This is a genomic window from Methanolacinia petrolearia DSM 11571, assembly GCF_000147875.1.
Lineage (GTDB): Archaea > Halobacteriota > Methanomicrobia > Methanomicrobiales > Methanomicrobiaceae > Methanolacinia > Methanolacinia petrolearia.
The window spans coordinates 1,047,779-1,066,392 of sequence record NC_014507.1; the positions used below are offsets into that span (position 1 = coordinate 1,047,779).

Here is an 18,614-nt window from a genome sequence, read left to right on the forward strand (position 1 = left end):
GGAAACCTCCCCCTCCCTTGTACATGATGGCGGATTCAAAGTTTCCAATCTCACAGAGATAAATTAATTCAAATCAAGAAAAAAATCCAAAATTTGGGTAAAAAAGAGAAGGTGGTTTCCCTTTCCTCCTTCGGTTTATTATGAGCCTTTGTCCTGAGTTTTTGTGTTCTGAGGTTTACCTGAAAAAGTTGTGGAGGATATTCAGGTAGTTAGATTTGGTTTTTATTCTTTCTTCCCGAAGATGTCGAAGATCTGGTCGGTTCCCGTGTCGTTAAGGCGCTTCCTTTCGGCCGGCTCCTCAACAAGTGCAAGCACAGGAAGATCCATGTTGACACCCGGTTCGTATCCGAACATATCCTGCATCTCAAGCTGGATTGCGTGCATGAAGAGAGCGTTGGGGATGTCCATCGCACAGAGCTCTTCACACTGCCCGCAGTTTATACATGAGTCGGCAATATGTGTGTAGCGAATCAGGTGGAACATGAAGGGTGGCGGAACCTGTCCCGGCGGAACAAGGTGAGGCTTCCTGGTCGAACATTCCACGCAGTAGCAGATCGGGCAGTTCTCTATACACTGGTAGCACTTGATACAGCGGGAGGTCTCGGACATGATATAGTCCAGGCGCTCCTTGCCTTCTCCAAGCTCCCCGAACTGTTTCGCCCTTGACTTGTCGGCAAGTTTGTACATCGAGTTCTCGATCTTCGCACGAATGTCGATTCCCGCGGGGTTCGGAGCTGCAGTCTCTATTGCACCTGCACTCTTCGCCTTTGTAACAAGATCCGCACCCTTGTCGGAGCAGATCTCGACAAATGTCGCCTTTCCTGCCTTGTCTCCGATAACTCCCCAGTTACCGCAGGCAAGATCGCACTGGCGGGGTACTTTCGTCTTACAGCGCTGGCAGTTGGAACGGCGTCCGTATCCTTCCTCTTCGAGCTCGTCGATCGAGATTCCCTTCTCGCCGCCTTCATACTCGATGATGAACTTGCCTTTGTCGATCTCTTCCTTGTGTACGGTGTCGGGGTCGACCTCGTACTTCTCAGCGATCATCCTACGTCCTACACCAGGGGCGACCGATCCACCGCAGTTCAGACCGATCATGATTACATTGTCGAGATTGATCTGCTGCCTCTTTGCAAGCTCGTACATCGCCTTTGCATCACAGCCCTTGAGCGTGATCGCGATCTTCATGTCGCGGGCACCGTTGAAGTACTTCTTTATGAGCTTCGGGAGGAGGAGCGTTCCGCAGTGAAGCGAACCGGCTGCCTTTGCAATATCCTCGGGGTCGGTGATGAACACGGGTTTTGCATCGTAGAGATCGACACCTTTTGCAACCGTAAGGACACCGTCGACCATCTTGCTTTCAAGTGCGTACTTCAGGAGTGATGTAACAGCTCCTCCGCATTCGCCGCTCTTCAGGCATTCGGGATTCGAAGCCCATGCATATACCATATCGCCTTTTGCTGCCATCTTCAGGCCTCCTTCTTCTTAACATTTATAGCACAGGCCTTGTACTCCGGTGTCTTCGAGACAGGGTCATACGGCGTGTTGGTAATCCAGTTCGCCCTGCATTCCCAGAAGTGGAACGGCATGAACATGACCCCCTTCTTGATGTCCGGCGTCTTTCTTGCAGGCACGTCGACCTCTCCCCTGCGGGAGTATGCAGTGACAATGTCTCCGGTCTCGATACCCATCTCTGCCGCATCCTCTTCGTTGATCTCGATCCATCCTGTCGGGCAGTCCCTGTTGAGACTCTCGCTCCTGCGTGTCATCGTTCCGGACGGCCAGTGCCAGATTGTCGCTCCTGTTGTAAGGATGAACGGGTAATCGGCGTCCGTCTGCTCGGCCGGGGGCCTGTGCTCGATCGGTGCGAATACCGACTTTCCGTCGGGCATGCCGGCGAATGTCTCGCAGTGGAGAACCTTCGTTCCGGGGTGGTCGCATGTCGGGCAGGGCCACTGGAGACCTTCCTTCTCGATACGCTCGTAGTTCATACCGCAGTACTGGGGGGTAAGTGCGGCCATTTCGTCAAATACTTCGGACGCATTTGCCCATGGGAACTTGTCGCCCATTCCCATCTTCGCGGCAAGCTCTGCGATGATCTGCCAGTCATACTTCGACTCGCCGGGACCATCCTGGGCCTTCCTCCAGCGCTGAACGCGGCGCTCCGTGTTCGTCTGTGTGCCGTCCTTTTCGGCATAGCAAACTGCAGGAAGAACGACGTCGGCGTACTCTGCGGTCTCTGTAAGGAAGATATCCTGGACAACGAGGAACTCGATGTTCTTCAGTGCCTTGTCGACGTGTGCGATATCAGGATCGGATATGATCGGGTTCTCACCCATAAGATACAGGCACTTCAGCTTCTCGGGCTCGTCCGCGAATGTGTCGAGCATCTCGGGGATCGTAAGACCGATCTTTGCCGGCATCTTGCAGCCCCATGCATCCTCGAACTTCTTTACGGCTGCCTCGTCGGTAACCTTCTGGTAACCGGGGAATACGTTCGGAAGTGCACCCATATCACAGGCGCCCTGGACATTGTTCTGTCCTCTCAGCGGGTTGACACCCGTGCCGGGCTTGCCCATGTTTCCTGTAAGCATCTGGAGGAAACCGACCGAACGGACGTTGTCGACACCGACAGTGTGCTGCGTAATACCGAGCGTGTATACTGCCGTTGTCTTCTCCGCTTCGTGTATCCACTGGCATGCGGTCTTTATATCGTCGACCGGAACGCCGGTGATCTTGGAAACGTTCTCAAGGCTGTACTTCTCCTGCATGACGTTCTTCTTGAACTCTTCATACCCGACGGTTCTCTTCTCGATGAAGTCCTTGTTCTCCCAGCCGTTCTGGATGATATACTGCATCATACCGTTCAGGAGGGCGATATCGGTTCCCGAGTAGTGCTGGATGTGAAGATGAGCCTGCTTGGCGGTGGGAGTCCTGCGTGGATCGCAAACGATAATCTTTGCTCCCTTCTTCTTTGCCTGCATCAGCCTGCGTCCTGCAAGCGGGTGGGCTTCGAAGTTGTTGCTGCCTATGATGAACGCACAGTTCGTATCGGCAAGATCCGAGACAGAATTCGTCATCGCTCCCGATCCGAAGATCTGTGCGAGTCCCGCAACCGTCGATGCATGGCAGAGCCTTGCACAGTGATCGATGTTAGGAGTCTGCATTACACAGCGGCCGAACTTCTGGAGTGCATAGTTGTCCTCGTTGGATGCACGTGCACAGCATATCACAGATGACTGCTCCCCCTTGTACTGTGCAAATTTCTCAGCAACGAGATCAAGTGCCTCATCCCAGGAAGCCTCGACAAATTTGCCGTCTTTCTTGATCATAGGCGTTTTAAGCCTGTCCGGGGCATTCACGAATTCATGGGCATATGACCCTTTGGGGCACACTCTGCCCTCGTTGACGGGGGAACGCTGGAACGGAGCCGTTCCAACAACTTTTCCGTCAACGACTACCAGGTTGAATGAACATCCCGTACCACAATATGGGCAGGTGGTCGGGACATACTTAAAATCCATAGTCATTGTACCTCTCTACAATAGAAATTTGAAAAAAAATCGCTTATAAACATTGTTAAATAAACTTATGAAAATCGAATGAATTTCGATTTTTTAGCATTTGTTGAAAATTTTAACAATTTTCAAACAAGTTTACATTTTTTGTTTGTAAATCCAATGTGATTAACAGAATTGGGTTTTAGTGACCTAAAAAGAGAATTTAACCTTAATTTTCCCGTAATTCGTATTTGCGCGGCTTTATTGCACTGCTTATTTGATATGCAATATCGTTATTCCGAATAAAATCTCAATACAAACCTCGCGGTCACAACTAAGATTGTCAGAGAAAAGAGTATCTGCATAACATAGCCGGTGTTGTACTCACTCCACGGATTGAATATTATGATGGCGTACAGGGGTGCAAGAAGGGCCACGATATCTTTCTTTTCGTTGACAAATGCCATCCCTCCGAGAATAAATGAGGATATGATGCATCCCGCAACGCCGAGATACCCCAGAACCGGATTTTCATTAAAGAGAAAACCGATAATGATGCCGGCAAAAGAGACCGAGGGCACTACGACCCAAATCTTTTTTTTGGCAGAGAGATCCTGCAATACTGAAGAAACCATAATTAATAATTAAAATTGCATTGAAGTAATTTAAACTGATACAAATTAACCGGAAGTCACTCCGGCTTCTTTTTGCGATCCGTTTTGCGTATGATTACCGCATTGATTACAGGATCTCCGACAAGGACATAACGCCTTATGATCTGACCGTATACTTCGACATAGTCCTCTGTATCGACATCTTCTTTCGGGGATGTGAACATCTTCACGGATATTTCGCCGGTCCTGTCGGCAACAACATACTGCGGCCGGTTCAGGAATTTGAACAACGCTCTTTCAACCACGCCTTCTATCCTTACTACATTTCCTATCGACGAAGGGTTGATCATCTTTATCTTCGTGTTTTTCGCCTCGGCCTCGTATATAGGTTCGAGCCCTGCATACTGGCTCTGGCTCATATAGTTCAGTCCGATCGGGATCAGAATCAGGATAATAATGGAGACAATACCCCATATTAAAACAAAATAATCCCCGCTTGCCGCAAAGTAAAGGGCAAGAAGAAAGATGAGGATTGCAGCCACAATCAGGCTGACGAAAGAGATCCTCACCCGCGTCCCTTTGATTTTCATCTGAATCAGTATTTATTCTGAAACCTAATTATTTGCTCGCTTCAATTTCCTTCTTGAATGCGTACCAGTACAGGACTCCTACAAAGAACAGTCCGCCTACGATGTTTCCTATGGTTACGATGATGATGTTATTGGTCCACATCGTTACCCAGTTAAGATTTGCAATCTTCTCGGCACCTATTGAAGCGACCTGATCGGCCGTAAGGTAGGGGGCCGTCATTATCCCCGCAGGGATGAAGTACATGTTCGCTACACAGTGCTCGAATCCTGACGATACGAAAGCCATGATCGGGAACCATATTCCGACAATCTTGCCGATTGCATCGTCCGCACAAATTCCAAGCAGAATTGCAAGGTTAACGAGCCAGTTACAACAGATCGCCTTTAGGAATGCAGAAAACATCCCGAAGAAACCTGCATAAGACACTTTACCTGCAGCAATGCTGACAGCGGTACCTCCAAATACGGTTGCTGTTCCGACCGAGCCCGACCAGCTTGTGAGCGGACCATAGGCCATGAAGAACGCGTAGACCAGCGATCCGATCAGGTTTCCGATATAAACCCAGACCCACAAATTCAGGACAGAAGCCCAGCTCACCTTATGGATGAAAGCTGCCATCGGGGCAAACATCGCATCTCCGGTAAAGAGTTCTGCACCGGTAAGAACGATGATAATAAGCCCGACAGGGAAGACAGCACCCAAAACAAGTTTTGCAATACCTGCACCGAGCGTTGCAGATACACCTGTCGAACAGACTGTCGCCAGGGCACCTCCGATTGCGATATATGCTCCGGCCATGAATCCACGGAGAAGCATATTCCATGCAGGCAGGCTCACCTTGTACTTGCCTGCATCTCCAGTTTTTGCTACAATAGTAACAGGGGCATGAAATACCATACTATACAACCTCTAAATGCCTTTATCTGCTTCGTGAAACGCATGCAACAAATATAGGCAATTTAAATTCATAAAATCTCCATATATAAATCTTTTCAAATTTTTACGTGGAAAATGCGATTTATTTCCAAAAAATGCCATTTTTTGAAGAGTTTTGATTTTAACAATTATTTACAAAATTTAAAAGTTAAGTTAAATAGGATACCATTTCATCTGGCACGCATATTAGCAACACACATATGAATGATATAGTGATATGCAATTATGCCTAATAAAAGAGAGATCTGTTTCCAAATCGAGTCCGGAAAAACATAAAATCACGTGGACTTCAAAATTAGAAAATTGATATAGCCCTCCGGTTCCTGAAAAATTATTGAGGACGAATAGGATACAAAAATTTCAAAAGTAAAAGATTAAAATATCAGTATGTCTTTTAGGGCGGCTGAATAGGAAAGATCTGTTATTTTTTAATGCGCGTCATTCGTCCGGAAGATAATTAATTTCACAAAACAAGCCCTTTCGGCAGGACACAACACCTGTCTCAAATAGATTTATCGTATGAAAGAAATAATCTATTTTTTAGTAATATTTTTAAATTAACCGGCGTATTTGACAGTAATTATTCTTAACAAACATCAGGGATGAGACAACATATTCAGCCGGGTTTTTTTCAGTACAACAAATGAGAATGTCTATTATACCATCTTCATTATCCGGGCATAATGAAAGGGAGTATTTTTCAAGGGGATTAAAAAAATGGAATTGGAGTTAATAATCACAGGTCTGGCTTTTCTGGCTTTGGCCTGTGTTTCTGCGGCTATCGCAACATTCGCCGGAGAAGGGAAAGAGTCATTAAACAAACTCTCATCATTCACGGGGATCTGCGGTTCGCTGCTGACTGCATCGGGATCGCTTCTGGCTTTTGCCGGAGACAGGGAGATTATTCTTGGCACCTACCCGCTTGCTCCGGGACTCGACCTCTATTTCGGGATCGACAGGCTGTCGGGAATTTTCCTTCTCCTGCTTGCAATTGTGTCGTGTGCAGTATCTCTCTACATACTCGGCGACCTGAAAGAGGGGGAAAATAAGAACCTTCAAAAACGCATCAGTACGCGAAACGCCCTGATGTACGGATTCATAATATCCATGGCGCTGGTCCTCATATCGAGGGACATCGTCGGGTTCATAATCAGCTGGGAGCTCATGGCAATATCCTCCTTTCTTCTTGTAATGTTTGAATACGAGGACGAAAAAACGCAGAGGGCCGGAATGTATTATTTTGCTATGACCCAGCTTTCGACCGTGTTCATAATTTCCGGGTTCCTTGCACTGGTTAGTGAATCGGGGAGTTATACCTTCAGCGGGATCGCTCCCGTATCGGGAGAGCCCGCGAGTCTGATCTTCTGCCTTCTTCTGGTCGGCTTTTCGATAAAGGCCGGTGTGATTCCGCTGCACAAATGGCTCCCGTATGCACATCCGGCTGCACCTTCGGCAATATCCGCACTGATGTCCGGCGTAATGCTGAATATTGCAGTTTACGGTCTCCTGAGAGTTCTCCTTGACATCACTGAAATCGAGATCTGGTGGGGCGGGGCAATAATCGTGCTCGGCCTGCTTTCCGCCGTTCTAGGAGTCATGTACGCGATGAAAGAGTCCGATATAAAAGCGCTCCTGGCATACAGCAGCATAGAAAATATCGGGATCATATTCCTCGGAATCGGATTGTTCGTCCTCTTTACAGCCTCTTCCTATGAATTTCTCGGAATGCTCGCACTTGCAGGCTCTCTCTTTCATGCATTCAGCCACGGAATCGTCAAGTCGCTCCTGTTCATGACAGCCGGGTCCGTGGTCCATTCCGTTCATACGAGAGATATCGACGAGATGGGAGGGCTCATAAAAAGAATGCCGAATACCGGTTTCATCTTCTTTGTCGGGGCGATCGCGATATCCGCAATTCCTCCCCTCTGTTGTTTCGCAGGAGAACTGATGATATTCGAATCACTCATCTACTCGTTCCAGGAGGTCGGAGCATATATGCGGCTTTTAATCCTGGTAATCCTCTCCCTGTTCGCCCTCACGAGTGCGATGTCCGCTGCATGCTTCGTCAAGGCATTCGGGATCTCCTTCCTCGGGCTCCCCCGGTCAAAATGTGCCGAAGAGGCGGAAGAAGTGCATTCCGGAGCGGTAATCGGCCCCGCAATTCTTGCAGGCGTATGCATCCTCACCGGAGTATTCTCCGGGATGATTATGGACTTTGCAGGCTACCCGGGATTCCTTCCCGACATGCTCTCCGTCAGCCTTCTCTTGCTCCTGGTTGTTCTATTGGTCTACGCTTCGCTGAAGACGATCAGGCATCCTTCCGACAGGATCTCGGTGACATGGGACTGCGGAATACGAAGGCCGGCATCACGAATCGAATACACATCCGAGGGATTTTCACAGCCCCTCGTTACAATCTTTTCGTCGATGTTCAGGACAAAGCAGTGCCTTGAAAAAGAGTATTACGATTCTGAAGGATGCATCTTCAAATCCGGCACCGGCGGGATCAGACTCATCCGGTTTTTTGAGGAGTACATATACATCCCTGCCGGACATGCCGTCGAAAGATTCGCGGAACTCGTATCGAGGCACCAGAACGGCAGTCTCGATACATATCTTCTCTACCTCTTCATCACCGTGGTTTCGGTTATAATATACCTGGGGCTGATGCAATGATCGCCTTTGAAAGCATCATCTATTGCCTGGTGAACGCCGGCGTGGTGATTCTCCTCGCACCGCTCTTCATGACAGTCGTCAAAAAAGTCAAGGCGAAAATGCAGGGAAGGCAGGGGCCGCCGCTGTTCCAGATGTACTACAATATCGCCAAGCTTCTTTCAAAGGAGGCCGTCTACTCGGACACGTCTTCATGGGTAACGCGTGCTGTCCCAGTAGTTTCACTGGCGGTAATGATTCTTGCGGCCCTTTTCGTGCCCGTAATATTCATCCCGGATTCGTTCGGGGGAATCGGAAACATAATCCTGTTCCTCTACATCCTGGCGATAGGGCGGTTCATGATCTCCCTTGCGGGACTCGATGCAGGGAGCACCTTCGGGGGGATGGGAAGCTCAAGAGAGATGAGCCTTTCGACCGTAATCGAACCCACGATCATAATCGTCGCGGCGGCACTTGCAACAGTCCTCGGAACGCTCGACATATTCGAGATGTTTGAAAAGACAACGGCACTTGACATTGCAACGATGCCGACACTTCTCCTGATCTCGATATCCGTGTTCCTCATACTCATTATCGAGACCTCACGTGTCCCGGTCGACAATCCAGAAACGCATCTCGAACTCACGATGATTCACGAGGGAATGATCCTCGAATATTCGGGAAGGAACCTCGCACTGATGGAGCTCTCGCATGCCGTCAAACAGGCCGTATACATGGGGCTTTTAATCGGGATCATCGTTCCCTTCGGGATTATGGGCAGCGGGGACCTCCTGGTGCCCGGAATTTTTATCGCTGCACTGCTGTTCCTCGGGAAGGGGCTGATCCTTGCGGCGATCGTAGGCCTTTTCGAGTCGTCGATGGCCAAGATGCGTTTCTTCAGCATACCCACGCTCTTCATGACCGCATTCTTCTTTTCGGCGCTGACCATCATCATCGAGGTGTTCGCATGATCGACGCAGTCATGTCAGATACAGTCAGGATAATACTCGTCCTGATACTGATAACAGCGGCGCTGATCATATCCACGAGGACTCTTTCCGCACTTGTCAGGGTGTATTCGATACAGTCCCTCCTGATCACGGTTATGGCATGCGTTCTCTGGTATATGACAAGAGAGGATACGCTTCTCCTGATCGCCGCAATCACATTCGCGGCAAAAGTAATTCTTATCCCGTCATTCATTTCAGGAATCCAGAAAAAGATCCATATCAGGAGAGACCTCGAATTCAGCTACCTCAAACCGGCCGGTTCGATTGTCGTGTCGCTCATGCTCATGCTCCTGGTATACGTGGTGTTCTCAGGGGTCTTCGGCAGCTTCGCGACGGAAAACCCCCTCTTCTTCCTGGGTTCGATAGTCGGAGTATCGCTGATGCTCATGGGGATGCTTGTAACATTCAGCCGCAAAAAGACGATCACGAAGGTCATGGGATACCTTTCGATGGAGAACGGAGTGCTCGTATTCGGGTGCTTCGCCACTGAACTCCCCTTCATCGTCGAAGTGATGATCCTCGTAGATCTCATCATCCTCGTAATTCTTACGACAATCCTGACAATAGGGATCGACTCTTCGCTCGAGGAGTTCCAGGAGCGCCTGGTTAGGTATCACATCTGGCCGGCGGGGGAGGATGAGCAATGACGGCCATTCTTTATCTCATCACGGGAATCATCGCGTTCTCCCTGATCATGATCCTGAAAGGCCACAGATCGAAAAAAGTGATACTGATACTTCATTCTGCGGCAAACATTGCGATATCAGGGTACATCATGTTCGCCTGCGCCATCCCGGAGACCTCGGGATTCTTCAGGGTCGACCATCTTTCCGCATTCGAGGCAGGGCTTTCGTCCGTCGTGTTCTTCGCGGCATCCCTCTACGCGGGAGGATATGTCACACGCCTGATTGAAACCGGCGAGCTGAACCCGAAAAGCCTCAGGCTCTTCTACGGCGGATTCTCCATACTGATGACCGTAACACCGCTGGTCTTCCTCTCCGACAATCTCGCACTGTTCTGGATTCTCGCCGAGATAACCACCGTCGTCTCGGCAATGCTCGTTGCAAGTCTCGCGGCGAAGGAGAATATCGACGCGGCCCTGAAGTACATCTTCATCGCATCCACCGCGATGCTGTTCGCATTTATCGGGCTCATCTTCCTCTTCGAGATGTCGAGAACCGAAGGAGGGGCGGGAACCCTGAACTGGTCGGAGCTTATGACCATGTCGCAGGGCTTTGATCCCGCAGTCTCGCTGGCGGCGTTTTTCTTCGTGTTCATCGGATTCTCGGCAAAGAGCGGTATCGTTCCGTTCCATACCTGGCTCCCGGATGCGCATTCAAAGGCCCCGTCCGCCGTTAGTGCAGTGCTCTCCGGCGTTCTGCTCAATATAGGGATATACGGAATTATCCGCGTATATGCAATTATCAGGCAGGTCCCCGAGACAGAGACCGCAGGCATGTTCGTCCTCTTCTTCGGAATCCTGACCGTGTTCGTCGCATCGATGATGATGCTGCGCCAGCACAACCTGAAGAAGCTGATCGCATGTTCGAGCATAGAGAATATGGGCCTGATACTGATCGGCCTCTCGTTCTGGACCCCCATTGCCGTCTTCTGGGTATTGTTCCAGACCCTTGCACATTCACTGACAAAGGCGGAACTCTTCCTTTCGGCAGGAATCATCCACAGGCAGTACAAATCGGAAAACCCGGCAGAGGAGGACGTGATCTGCGACGCCTTCGATATGCAGCCCGCCGCTTCGGCATTCCTTGTCGCAGGCGCCCTTGCGATAACCGGGACTCCGCTCTTCCCGGTCTTCCTACCGAAACTGTTCATACTGCTCGAAGCGATCAGATTCGATACACTAACAGGAATTCTGATCCTGCTCTTTATCGCAATCGCCTCCTTCGCCCTGTTCAGGTTCATCTGGAACGCCTTCTCCTGCAGGTCCGACGGTGCCGGCATCAGGAAGCCGGAGCATTATCCGGTTGCAAAAGGCATGCACATCGGTATTGTGTTCCTGCTGGTGCTCATGCTTTATTTCGGGATCATGGTCCCGGACTGGTTCTACAATTACTTAAACATGATAATCTCGGAGCTCGGACTGGGAGGTGCGTTGTAATGGCAGATTCCTGTAAACCCACAATGATTGCAAACAATGGCGTAATGGAACACGAATTCCATCTTGCCGAAATTGACACGGATTTTGGTGAACGGATCGAATACCTGAAAAGATCTGGCTATGTCCTGCTCTGCCTCTTCTGCCGGGAGGATTCTGCAACAAGAGATCTTTTCAGGCTGACATACATCTTCGAGAGCCAGGAGAACAGGCGTATTTACGAGATGGAATACGAAACCTCCGGTGATGCGATCTCCATTGCAGAAAAGTTTCCTACAGCATCCCTGTATGAAAGAGAGATCACCGACGGTTTCGGCATCCTTTTCAGGGGCTCTTTCGACACGAGGAGGCTGATCCTCCATGCCGCCTATCCGAAGGATTTCCACCCGCTGAAAAAATCGTTCTGCAACGGACCCGTAAACGTCAGGGAGATTGTTCCTGAAGAGGAGCTATATAAATTCAGGAGACTCGACGGAAAAGGAGTCTACGAGGTCGCAGTAGGGCCCGTTCATGCAGGAATCATCGAGCCGGGGCACTTCAGGTTCAGCGTAATCGGGGAGGCTATATTCAACCTCGAAACCCGCCTATATTATCTCCACAGGGGGATCGAAAAACTCGCCGAGGGAAAGAAACCGGCAGAGTGCCTGAAGATTGCCGAATCGATATCCGGAGACGAGAGCGTTGCAAATGCCGTCTGTTTCTGCCTTGCGGCCGAAAAGATCGCAGGCATCAGGCCGTCCCTTCGTGCGGAGACGCTGAGAGGCATCGCACTTGAGATGGAGAGAATCTGCTCGCTTTTAAGCGACTGTGCAGGGATGCTGACCGATGTCGCCTACCCTGTCGGAGCGAGCCGTTTCATGGCCCTGAAGGAGGAGTGCATGAGAATGAACAGGAAGCTCTTCGGCCACAGGTTCATAAGGGATTATATCACCATCGGCGGCGTTTCGGGCGATGTCGGATCGACCGATCTCCTGCTGCTGGAGTCATTTGCAGACAGGATCGGCGAATCTGTAAAAGAGGCATATGATTCCGCGATTAACTCTTCATCGGTCATAGACAGGCTCGCCACAACAGGAATCATCAGGCAGTCGCTTATCAGACCATTAAACCTGACCGGACCCGCTGCAAGATCTTCCGGGAGCAGAAGAGACGTGAGGACGGATTATCCGTACGGAATTTACAATCACCACACTCCAGTGGTCCCTTCACACGATGCCGGCGATGTGCTTTCCCGCTTCATGCAGAAGGCAGAAGAGATCCAGGCATCGGCACGGTTCATAAAGGGCATCACCGGGGAGATGCCGGCAGGAGAGATCAAAACATCCGGACCGGACATCTACGACGACGGATGTGCATTCGCGATGGTCGAAGGTGCACGGGGCCAGAACCTGCATTACCTGGAAATTCGCGACGGAAAGATCTGGAGATACAAAGTTCGAACCGCATCTTTCACGAACTGGCTTTCGATCGAGCATGCCGTTATCGGAAACATCGTTCCGGACTTTCCGGTGATCAACAAGAGCCTGAACCTTTCCTATGCGGGGAACGATCTGTGAGGCGGAAAATGAAGGGATTCTTTGGTAAATTGATACAAAAACCTCTGACAGAGAGGATCGAAGTAAACGATTCGGACTTCGAGAGATACGGATCGATGCTGAAGGCCGAAATAAACTCGGTCTTCAAGAGGAGCATTGCAATAAGGGAGGTCGACTGCGGAAGCGACAACGCCGCCGAGATCGAGATCAACAACCTCAGCTCGCCTTACTATGACGTCGAACGCTTTGGGGTGACATTCGTTGCATCCCCACGTCATGCCGACGTCCTTTTCGTAACCGGTGCCGTGACCCACAATATGAGATACGCCCTGAAGAAGACCTACGATGCAACCCCGTCCCCGAAATTTGTCGTTGCAATCGGAGACGAGGCATGCAACGGCGGCATATTCAAAGACAGCTATGCCATCTGCGGCCCGGTAAGTTCGGTCGTTCCGGTGGACCTTGAGATCCCGGGAAACCCTCCCGAACCCGTGGATATGATCAAAAGCCTTCTGGCCCTCATGAAGGAGGCTAAAAAAGATTAAAGCCTGAAATATTATCTTTCAGGCCACTTCCTCAATCAGGCCCGTTTCGAGATCGTAATACATCCCGTGTACCTCCAGTCTGCCCTGGTCGATTGCATCACGGACCATGTAATATTTTTTAAGGTTTTCAAGCTGGTGTTTTATATTCTCTATCTCAAGGGTTTTCATCTTTTCAGGACAACCGCGTGACACTGCATTCTCGGCGGCCGGCTTCGCCTCCTCAAGCCACTGCGGAATATACTGATCGCCGGTGCTGCCTTTGGATACGAGCGCCTTCATGGCCCCGCAGTTCGAATGCCCGCAGATTACAATCTGCCCGACCTTAAGGTGGTTCACAGCGTACTCGAGCACTGTTGCGATATTCAGGTCATCTTCAGGAACGATATTGCCGATATTCCTGTGAACGAAGATCTCTCCGGCCTCGGCCGAGGTAATTCTTTCAGGATTCACCCTGGAGTCGGAACATGTAATCCAGAGCGACCTCGGGCTCTGCCCTTTTGATAATGAAGAATAGTGATCCTTCTTCCGTCTGAACTCCTTCTCTACAAATTTTTTGTTACCTTCGATAAAAGCATCAATCATAACATCTCTCAAATTCTTTTATCAACAAAATGTAATTTATAGCTTATCATTATTGCCTGGCAATAAGGGGTAGAGATAAATTCGGGTTAACTGGATAAATTACTGGAGAAAAAGAGCTAAAAAATATTGTACCTGTTAGTTGAAACAGGTGTTGCGTGATTATTCTTTCTGACCGAAGATGTCGAAGATCTGATCTGTGCCTGTGTCGCTGAGACGCTTTCTCTCGGCCGGCTCCTCGACAAGCGAGAGAATCGGGAGATCGAGGTTGACACCGGGTTCGTATCCGAACATATCCTGCATCTCGAGCTGAAGTGCGTGCATGAATAATGCATTTGGTATGTCCATTGCACAGAGTTCCTGGCACTGGCCGCAGTTTACACAGGAATCTGCAATATGCGAATAGCGGATTAAGTGGAACATGAATGGCGGAGTGACATCGCCGGGATCTACAAGGTGCGACTTCTTGGTAGAACACTCGACACAGTAGCAGATCGGGCAGTTCTCGATGCACTGGTAGCACTTGATGCACCTTGAGGTCTGGTCCATGATATAGTTGAGACGCTCTTTGCCTTCGCCGAGCTTTTCGAACTGTTCCTTGCGGCACTTGTCTCCGAGCTTGAACATCGCGCCCTCTACCTTTCCGCGGATATCCAGTGCGGGTCCTGCGGGCTTTGCTGTCTCGACTGCCTTGCCTTCCGCCTTTGTAACGAGGGCTGCACCCTTGTCCGAGCAGACTTCGACGAATGTTGCCTTTCCGGCCTTGTCGCCGATAACTCCCCAGTTACCGCATGCAAGATCGCACTGGCGTGGGATCTTTGTCTTGCAGCGCTGGCAGTTTGCACGGCGTCCGTATCCTTCCTCTTCAAGTTCGTCGATCTTGATTCCCTTGTGTTCGCCGTCCTTCGTGACAACGATGAACTGACCTTTGTCGATCTCTTCCTTGACGATGTCGTCGGGGTTGAGGCCGAACTTCTCCTCGATCATTACGCGTGCTTCGATCGGGCTTACCGATCCTCCGCAGTTGAGACCGATGGTGAGGACGTTGTCGATATTGATCTGCTGCCTCTTGACGAGTTCGTAGAATGCCTTTGCATCGCAGCCCTTCATGGTTACTGCGATCTTCATGTCGCGTGCACCGTTGAGGAACTTCTTGATGATTTTAGGCATGAGGAGCGTACCGCAGTGGAGCGATCCTGCCGCCTTCGCAATATCCTCGGGGTTCGTGATGAACACGGGTTTTGCATCGTATAGATCGACACCCTTCTCGACCGTGAGAACACCGTCGACTTCTCCGCTTTCAAGAGCGTATTTCAGAAGAGCGGTTACTGCACCACCGCACTCTCCTCTTTCGAGAGCAGCGGAATCTTTTGCCCATGCCCAGAGCATGTCGCCTTTTGCTACCATATTCAGGCCTCCTTCTCAATCTTTGCAGCTACTGCCTTTTCTCCGCCTGCAATCTTGCAGATGCATTCTTCGCCCATGCTCATGGTCGGGACGAAGATTACTCCCTCGTCGAGATCCTTAGAGATCCTGACCGTCGCTTTGATGCTTCCCTTCTCGCTTGAGACAGTGACCGTCTCGCCCTTCTTGACATCGAGTGCCTTTGCGTCGACGGGGTTGATCTTCACGAACATCGAGGGAACTTCCTTAACGAGCGAGTGGCAGTTCTCAGAGAGTGTGCCTGCTGCGCCGTAGCCGTGCCAGATCGAGGGTCCTGTTACAAGTGCGAACGGATAGTCGCCGCCTGCAGAGACTGCTGCGGGTGCAACACCTTCTGCGACTACTGCGGCTGTTGCCTCTTTAACGAATCCGTCCTTCTGGAGTGCTTCGTATGAAAGGTCGCCATACATTTCGTTGAAGATCGCTTCTGCAGATTCGTATGCAATCGATCCGCCGAGCTTTCCTGCAACTTCGGAGACGATCTGCCAGTTTGCCTTTACGCCCTCGGCAGGCTCCTGTGCCTTGCGTACGAGCTGGATGCGGCGCTCTGCGTTGGTCATGGTTCCGTCGACTTCTGCATATACTGCTGCGGGAAGAACGACGTTTGCAGACTTTGCGGTTCCGGACAGGAACGAGTCCTGGACTACTATGAATCCGCCTTCGACGGGTCCGAGATCCTCGCCCATTACGTAACAGGCCTTGTATTCCTTTCCGAATACGTCATCGAAAGGTGCGACACCGATATCGAGTGCTCCGCGGCCGTTTGCCTGGGCGGGAAGTGCACAGAATGCTGCCTTCTTCTCGTCTGCAAGAGCCTTTGCGGCTGCTGCGACTGCTGCCTCGCTCTTTGTTGCGCCGACTGCGTAGAGAACTAATGCAGCGCTGCCTTCGACAAATGCTGCTGCTTCCTTGATTGCCTCGATCTCTCCGCCGGGTACGGCCTTTACGAACTGGTCTGCAAGTTTTGCCATCGAGCTGTTGAAGGAGTCGACTGCAATAACCTTTGCTCCTTTGTCCTTCGCGTTTACGATCCTGCGGGCAATCAGCGGGTGCGACTCGAAGATGTTTCCGACGGCGACGATGCAGTCGGCCTTCGCGATACCCCTGATTGTTCCTGCTGATGCGTCGATGCCAAGTGCTGCACAGCTTGTGAAGTTCCCGGTCTTGAATACATCTGATGCAAGCTTCTTGAGAGCGTAGATGTCCTCGTTTGTTGCGTTTGCAGATGCGAAAACTGCGATATCCGCACCGGAGACGCCCTTAAGGCCGTCTGCAACTGCCGCGAGTGCTTCGTCCCATGATGCTTCGACGAGTTCGTCGCCCTTTTTGATCATCGGGGTCGTGATTCTTGCTTCGCTGTTCACGAGCTCGTATGCATAGTGACCTTTCTGGCAGGTCTTTCCGTCACATACGGGTGAACGGTGGAACGGTGCGGATCCGACAACTTTGCCGTCTTTGACGACGAGACTGAAGGAACAGCCTGTTCCACAGAATGGACATACTGTAGGTACGTATTTTAATTCCATAGTCTATACCTCAGAACACAGAAGTTTTGGATTTTGATATATTTAAGAACCTTGTTTGGCAAACCTAAACATGCACAATACCGGTGGAATTTATCATATATGAGGATCAATCCATAATCAGGATATGAAAAAAGTTGCAATCCCTCCGATGATAGCGGACATCATAATAAGCGGGATATTAAGCCTTGAGGGATTCCTGTTTGAAGATGCGGACGGATGCCCGTTCTGCGACGGAGAACTCAGGGCACATGATGTGAAGAAGAAAAAATTCGCAACGATCACTGAGGGTGGCAACAGGCGGAACATCACGGTAAATGTCAGGCGGTTTAGGTGCAAAGAATGCGGGAGACTCGTATATGCCGACTCGCCATTTTATAGTGACATCAGGATGGGGGCTCCACTTATAGATTTCTGTCTCCTGAACCTGAGGCTCCATCCCGCGAACCATATCTCGAAGATTCTCCGGAAGATGAATATTATCGTAAATCCGTCGACGATCAGGAGCCTTTCGGATTTCAATCCGGGCGAGATCCCGTCTATCGAATTTCACGAGGTTCTCTTCCCCCCGTCCCTGCTCAACATCTCCGAGGCGGTAATGAAGCAGGAAGGCTCTGAAAGGAACAATATTCTGCTTTATATGTTACAAAGACGCCGCTGACAAGGATCTTTTTTTAACTCAAAATATTTATCAGATGACAGAGTATATGCAAACGAGGTATCGAAAATGAAATACAGTGCAAGAAATGCCTTAAAGGGCAAAGTAAAAGAGATCGAGATTGGACAGGTTGCAGCTGAAGTAGTAATCGAGCTTCCGGGCGGAGCACAGGTGGTCTCCATGATCACAAAAGAGTCCGTCGACAACCTCGGGCTTAAAGTCGGAAAGGAAGCCTATGCTATAATCAAAGCAAGCAACGTCATTCTCGGCGTCGACTAAATCCAAACTTTTTTTGATCTTACGGCTCTTGTAATTTTAAACTCTTCGCTGTTTCATGTTGGCATATAATTCGGAACAGCATACATCGTCGCTTAAATTATGATATTACTTAGGCAACCCCGGCACCGGCGGACGGGCCGCCGGACGGCCCCTTCCCAGGGGCCTTGCCTTAAGATAATCCTCTCATAGCACGCTCGGGGACCGGCAAGGGTCCCCTGGGCTGTTGAATTTAGTTTTTTTACATGAACTTTTTTTGGCATATTTCGTTCCGTACACGCCATGAATCTACCGCGTCCCGCCGCGAGGGGGATACTCGTCTATCCCCTGAGCGGCCTATCATGATAGAGAGGCCCCGAGGTCGGGGCCGGTCCGCCAGCCTGCGAAGCGGCTGGTGGCAAGGGGTTGCCAAAAATAGTTATGCCTGATTTTATTCCTCTTCAAGTGCTGTTCCGTCATACGGGCAGTATATCTCGTCGCCGTAGGTTGTCCACCCGCACAGCGGACACTTTTTGGCCTTTCTCTGCCGGCCGAAGAGCGGTATTAACGGTATGAACAGGAACATGAAGAAGAACGGCAGTCCGGCCATGAAGAAGACTGCCGAGATTGCGAGGGAGCCTACGAGGAGCACCAGGC

17 protein-coding genes are annotated in these 18,614 nt (G+C 50.3%); 8 read left to right on the forward strand and 9 right to left on the reverse strand.

All coding sequences use genetic code 11. From position 1 onward, the window contains the following. Positions 1-222: 222 nt before the first annotated feature. From MPET_RS05310 to MPET_RS05330, 5 genes are all read right to left on the reverse strand, one after another. A complete protein-coding gene (locus MPET_RS05310; RefSeq protein ID WP_013328980.1) occupies positions 223-1,467 on the reverse strand; it encodes a Coenzyme F420 hydrogenase/dehydrogenase, beta subunit C-terminal domain in 1,245 nt (414 codons plus the stop codon). Positions 1,468-1,469: 2 nt separating this feature from the next. After that, complete coding sequence (gene fdhF, locus MPET_RS05315; RefSeq protein ID WP_013328981.1) at positions 1,470-3,524, reverse strand: formate dehydrogenase subunit alpha; 2,055 nt, start codon at positions 3,522-3,524, stop codon at positions 1,470-1,472. A gap of 269 nt (positions 3,525-3,793) precedes the next feature. Then, positions 3,794-4,135 carry a hypothetical protein gene (locus MPET_RS05320; protein ID WP_013328982.1) on the reverse strand — a complete coding sequence of 114 codons (342 nt, stop codon included), beginning with the start codon at positions 4,133-4,135 and terminating at the stop codon, positions 3,794-3,796. 56 nt (positions 4,136-4,191) lie between these two features. Beyond that, entirely contained in the window at positions 4,192-4,704 is a 513-nt protein-coding gene (locus MPET_RS05325; RefSeq protein ID WP_013328983.1) for a hypothetical protein, read from the reverse strand. A 28-nt stretch (positions 4,705-4,732) separates the two neighbouring features. Continuing rightward, a complete protein-coding gene (locus MPET_RS05330; protein ID WP_013328984.1) occupies positions 4,733-5,602 on the reverse strand; it encodes a formate/nitrite transporter family protein in 870 nt (289 codons plus the stop codon). A gap of 756 nt (positions 5,603-6,358) precedes the next feature. Between MPET_RS05330 and MPET_RS05335 the strand changes: the two genes are divergently transcribed. Genes MPET_RS05335 through MPET_RS05360 form a run of 6 tightly spaced genes read left to right on the forward strand, consistent with a single transcriptional unit; the run spans position 6,359 to position 13,499 of the window. After that, on the forward strand, positions 6,359-8,317 hold the full coding sequence (locus MPET_RS05335) for a proton-conducting transporter transmembrane domain-containing protein (protein ID WP_013328985.1): 1,959 nt from the start codon (positions 6,359-6,361) through the stop codon (positions 8,315-8,317). Beyond that, the gene (locus tag MPET_RS05340; protein ID WP_013328986.1) at positions 8,314-9,264 is read left to right on the forward strand and encodes a respiratory chain complex I subunit 1 family protein; all 951 of its coding nucleotides are present in this window, start codon (positions 8,314-8,316) and stop codon (positions 9,262-9,264) included. Before MPET_RS05335 ends, MPET_RS05340 begins: the two co-directional genes overlap by 4 nt. Continuing rightward, positions 9,261-9,950, forward strand: coding sequence for a hydrogenase-4 component E (locus MPET_RS05345; RefSeq protein ID WP_013328987.1), 690 nt, complete (start codon positions 9,261-9,263; stop codon positions 9,948-9,950). Before MPET_RS05340 ends, MPET_RS05345 begins: the two co-directional genes overlap by 4 nt. Then, on the forward strand, positions 9,947-11,422 hold the full coding sequence (locus MPET_RS05350) for a proton-conducting transporter transmembrane domain-containing protein (protein ID WP_013328988.1): 1,476 nt from the start codon (positions 9,947-9,949) through the stop codon (positions 11,420-11,422). Before MPET_RS05345 ends, MPET_RS05350 begins: the two co-directional genes overlap by 4 nt. Then, positions 11,422-12,975, forward strand: coding sequence for an NADH-quinone oxidoreductase subunit D-related protein (locus tag MPET_RS05355; RefSeq protein ID WP_013328989.1), 1,554 nt, complete (start codon positions 11,422-11,424; stop codon positions 12,973-12,975). The genes MPET_RS05350 and MPET_RS05355 overlap by 1 nt, the downstream gene beginning before the upstream one ends. Positions 12,976-12,983: 8 nt before the next feature. Next, a complete protein-coding gene (locus tag MPET_RS05360) occupies positions 12,984-13,499 on the forward strand; it encodes an NADH-quinone oxidoreductase subunit B family protein (RefSeq protein WP_013328990.1) in 516 nt (171 codons plus the stop codon). Between the two features lie 18 nt (positions 13,500-13,517). Here MPET_RS05360 and MPET_RS05365 read toward each other — a convergent pair whose 3' ends face one another. From MPET_RS05365 to MPET_RS05375, 3 genes are all read right to left on the reverse strand, one after another. Beyond that, positions 13,518-14,081 carry a carbonic anhydrase gene (locus MPET_RS05365; RefSeq protein ID WP_013328991.1) on the reverse strand — a complete coding sequence of 188 codons (564 nt, stop codon included), beginning with the start codon at positions 14,079-14,081 and terminating at the stop codon, positions 13,518-13,520. Positions 14,082-14,240: 159 nt separating this feature from the next. Further along, entirely contained in the window at positions 14,241-15,485 is a 1,245-nt protein-coding gene (locus MPET_RS05370) for a Coenzyme F420 hydrogenase/dehydrogenase, beta subunit C-terminal domain (protein ID WP_013328992.1), read from the reverse strand. Positions 15,486-15,487: 2 nt separating this feature from the next. Then, positions 15,488-17,047 (reverse strand): molybdopterin oxidoreductase family protein, encoded by a 1,560-nt coding sequence (locus MPET_RS05375; RefSeq protein ID WP_013328993.1) that lies wholly within the window; start codon positions 17,045-17,047, stop codon positions 15,488-15,490. A 124-nt stretch (positions 17,048-17,171) separates the two neighbouring features. Here MPET_RS05375 and MPET_RS05380 point away from each other — a divergent pair, with 124 nt between their 5' ends. Further along, complete coding sequence (locus MPET_RS05380; protein WP_013328994.1) at positions 17,172-17,705, forward strand: hypothetical protein; 534 nt, start codon at positions 17,172-17,174, stop codon at positions 17,703-17,705. 66 nt (positions 17,706-17,771) lie between these two features. Next, positions 17,772-17,981 (forward strand): TOBE domain-containing protein, encoded by a 210-nt coding sequence (locus MPET_RS05385; protein WP_013328995.1) that lies wholly within the window; start codon positions 17,772-17,774, stop codon positions 17,979-17,981. Between the two features lie 427 nt (positions 17,982-18,408). Here the strand turns inward: MPET_RS05385 and MPET_RS05390 are convergent, their stop codons facing one another. Beyond that, positions 18,409-18,609, reverse strand: a complete 201-nt coding sequence (locus MPET_RS05390) for a hypothetical protein (protein ID WP_013328996.1) — start codon at positions 18,607-18,609, stop codon at positions 18,409-18,411. Between the last annotated feature and the right edge of the window lie 5 nt (positions 18,610-18,614).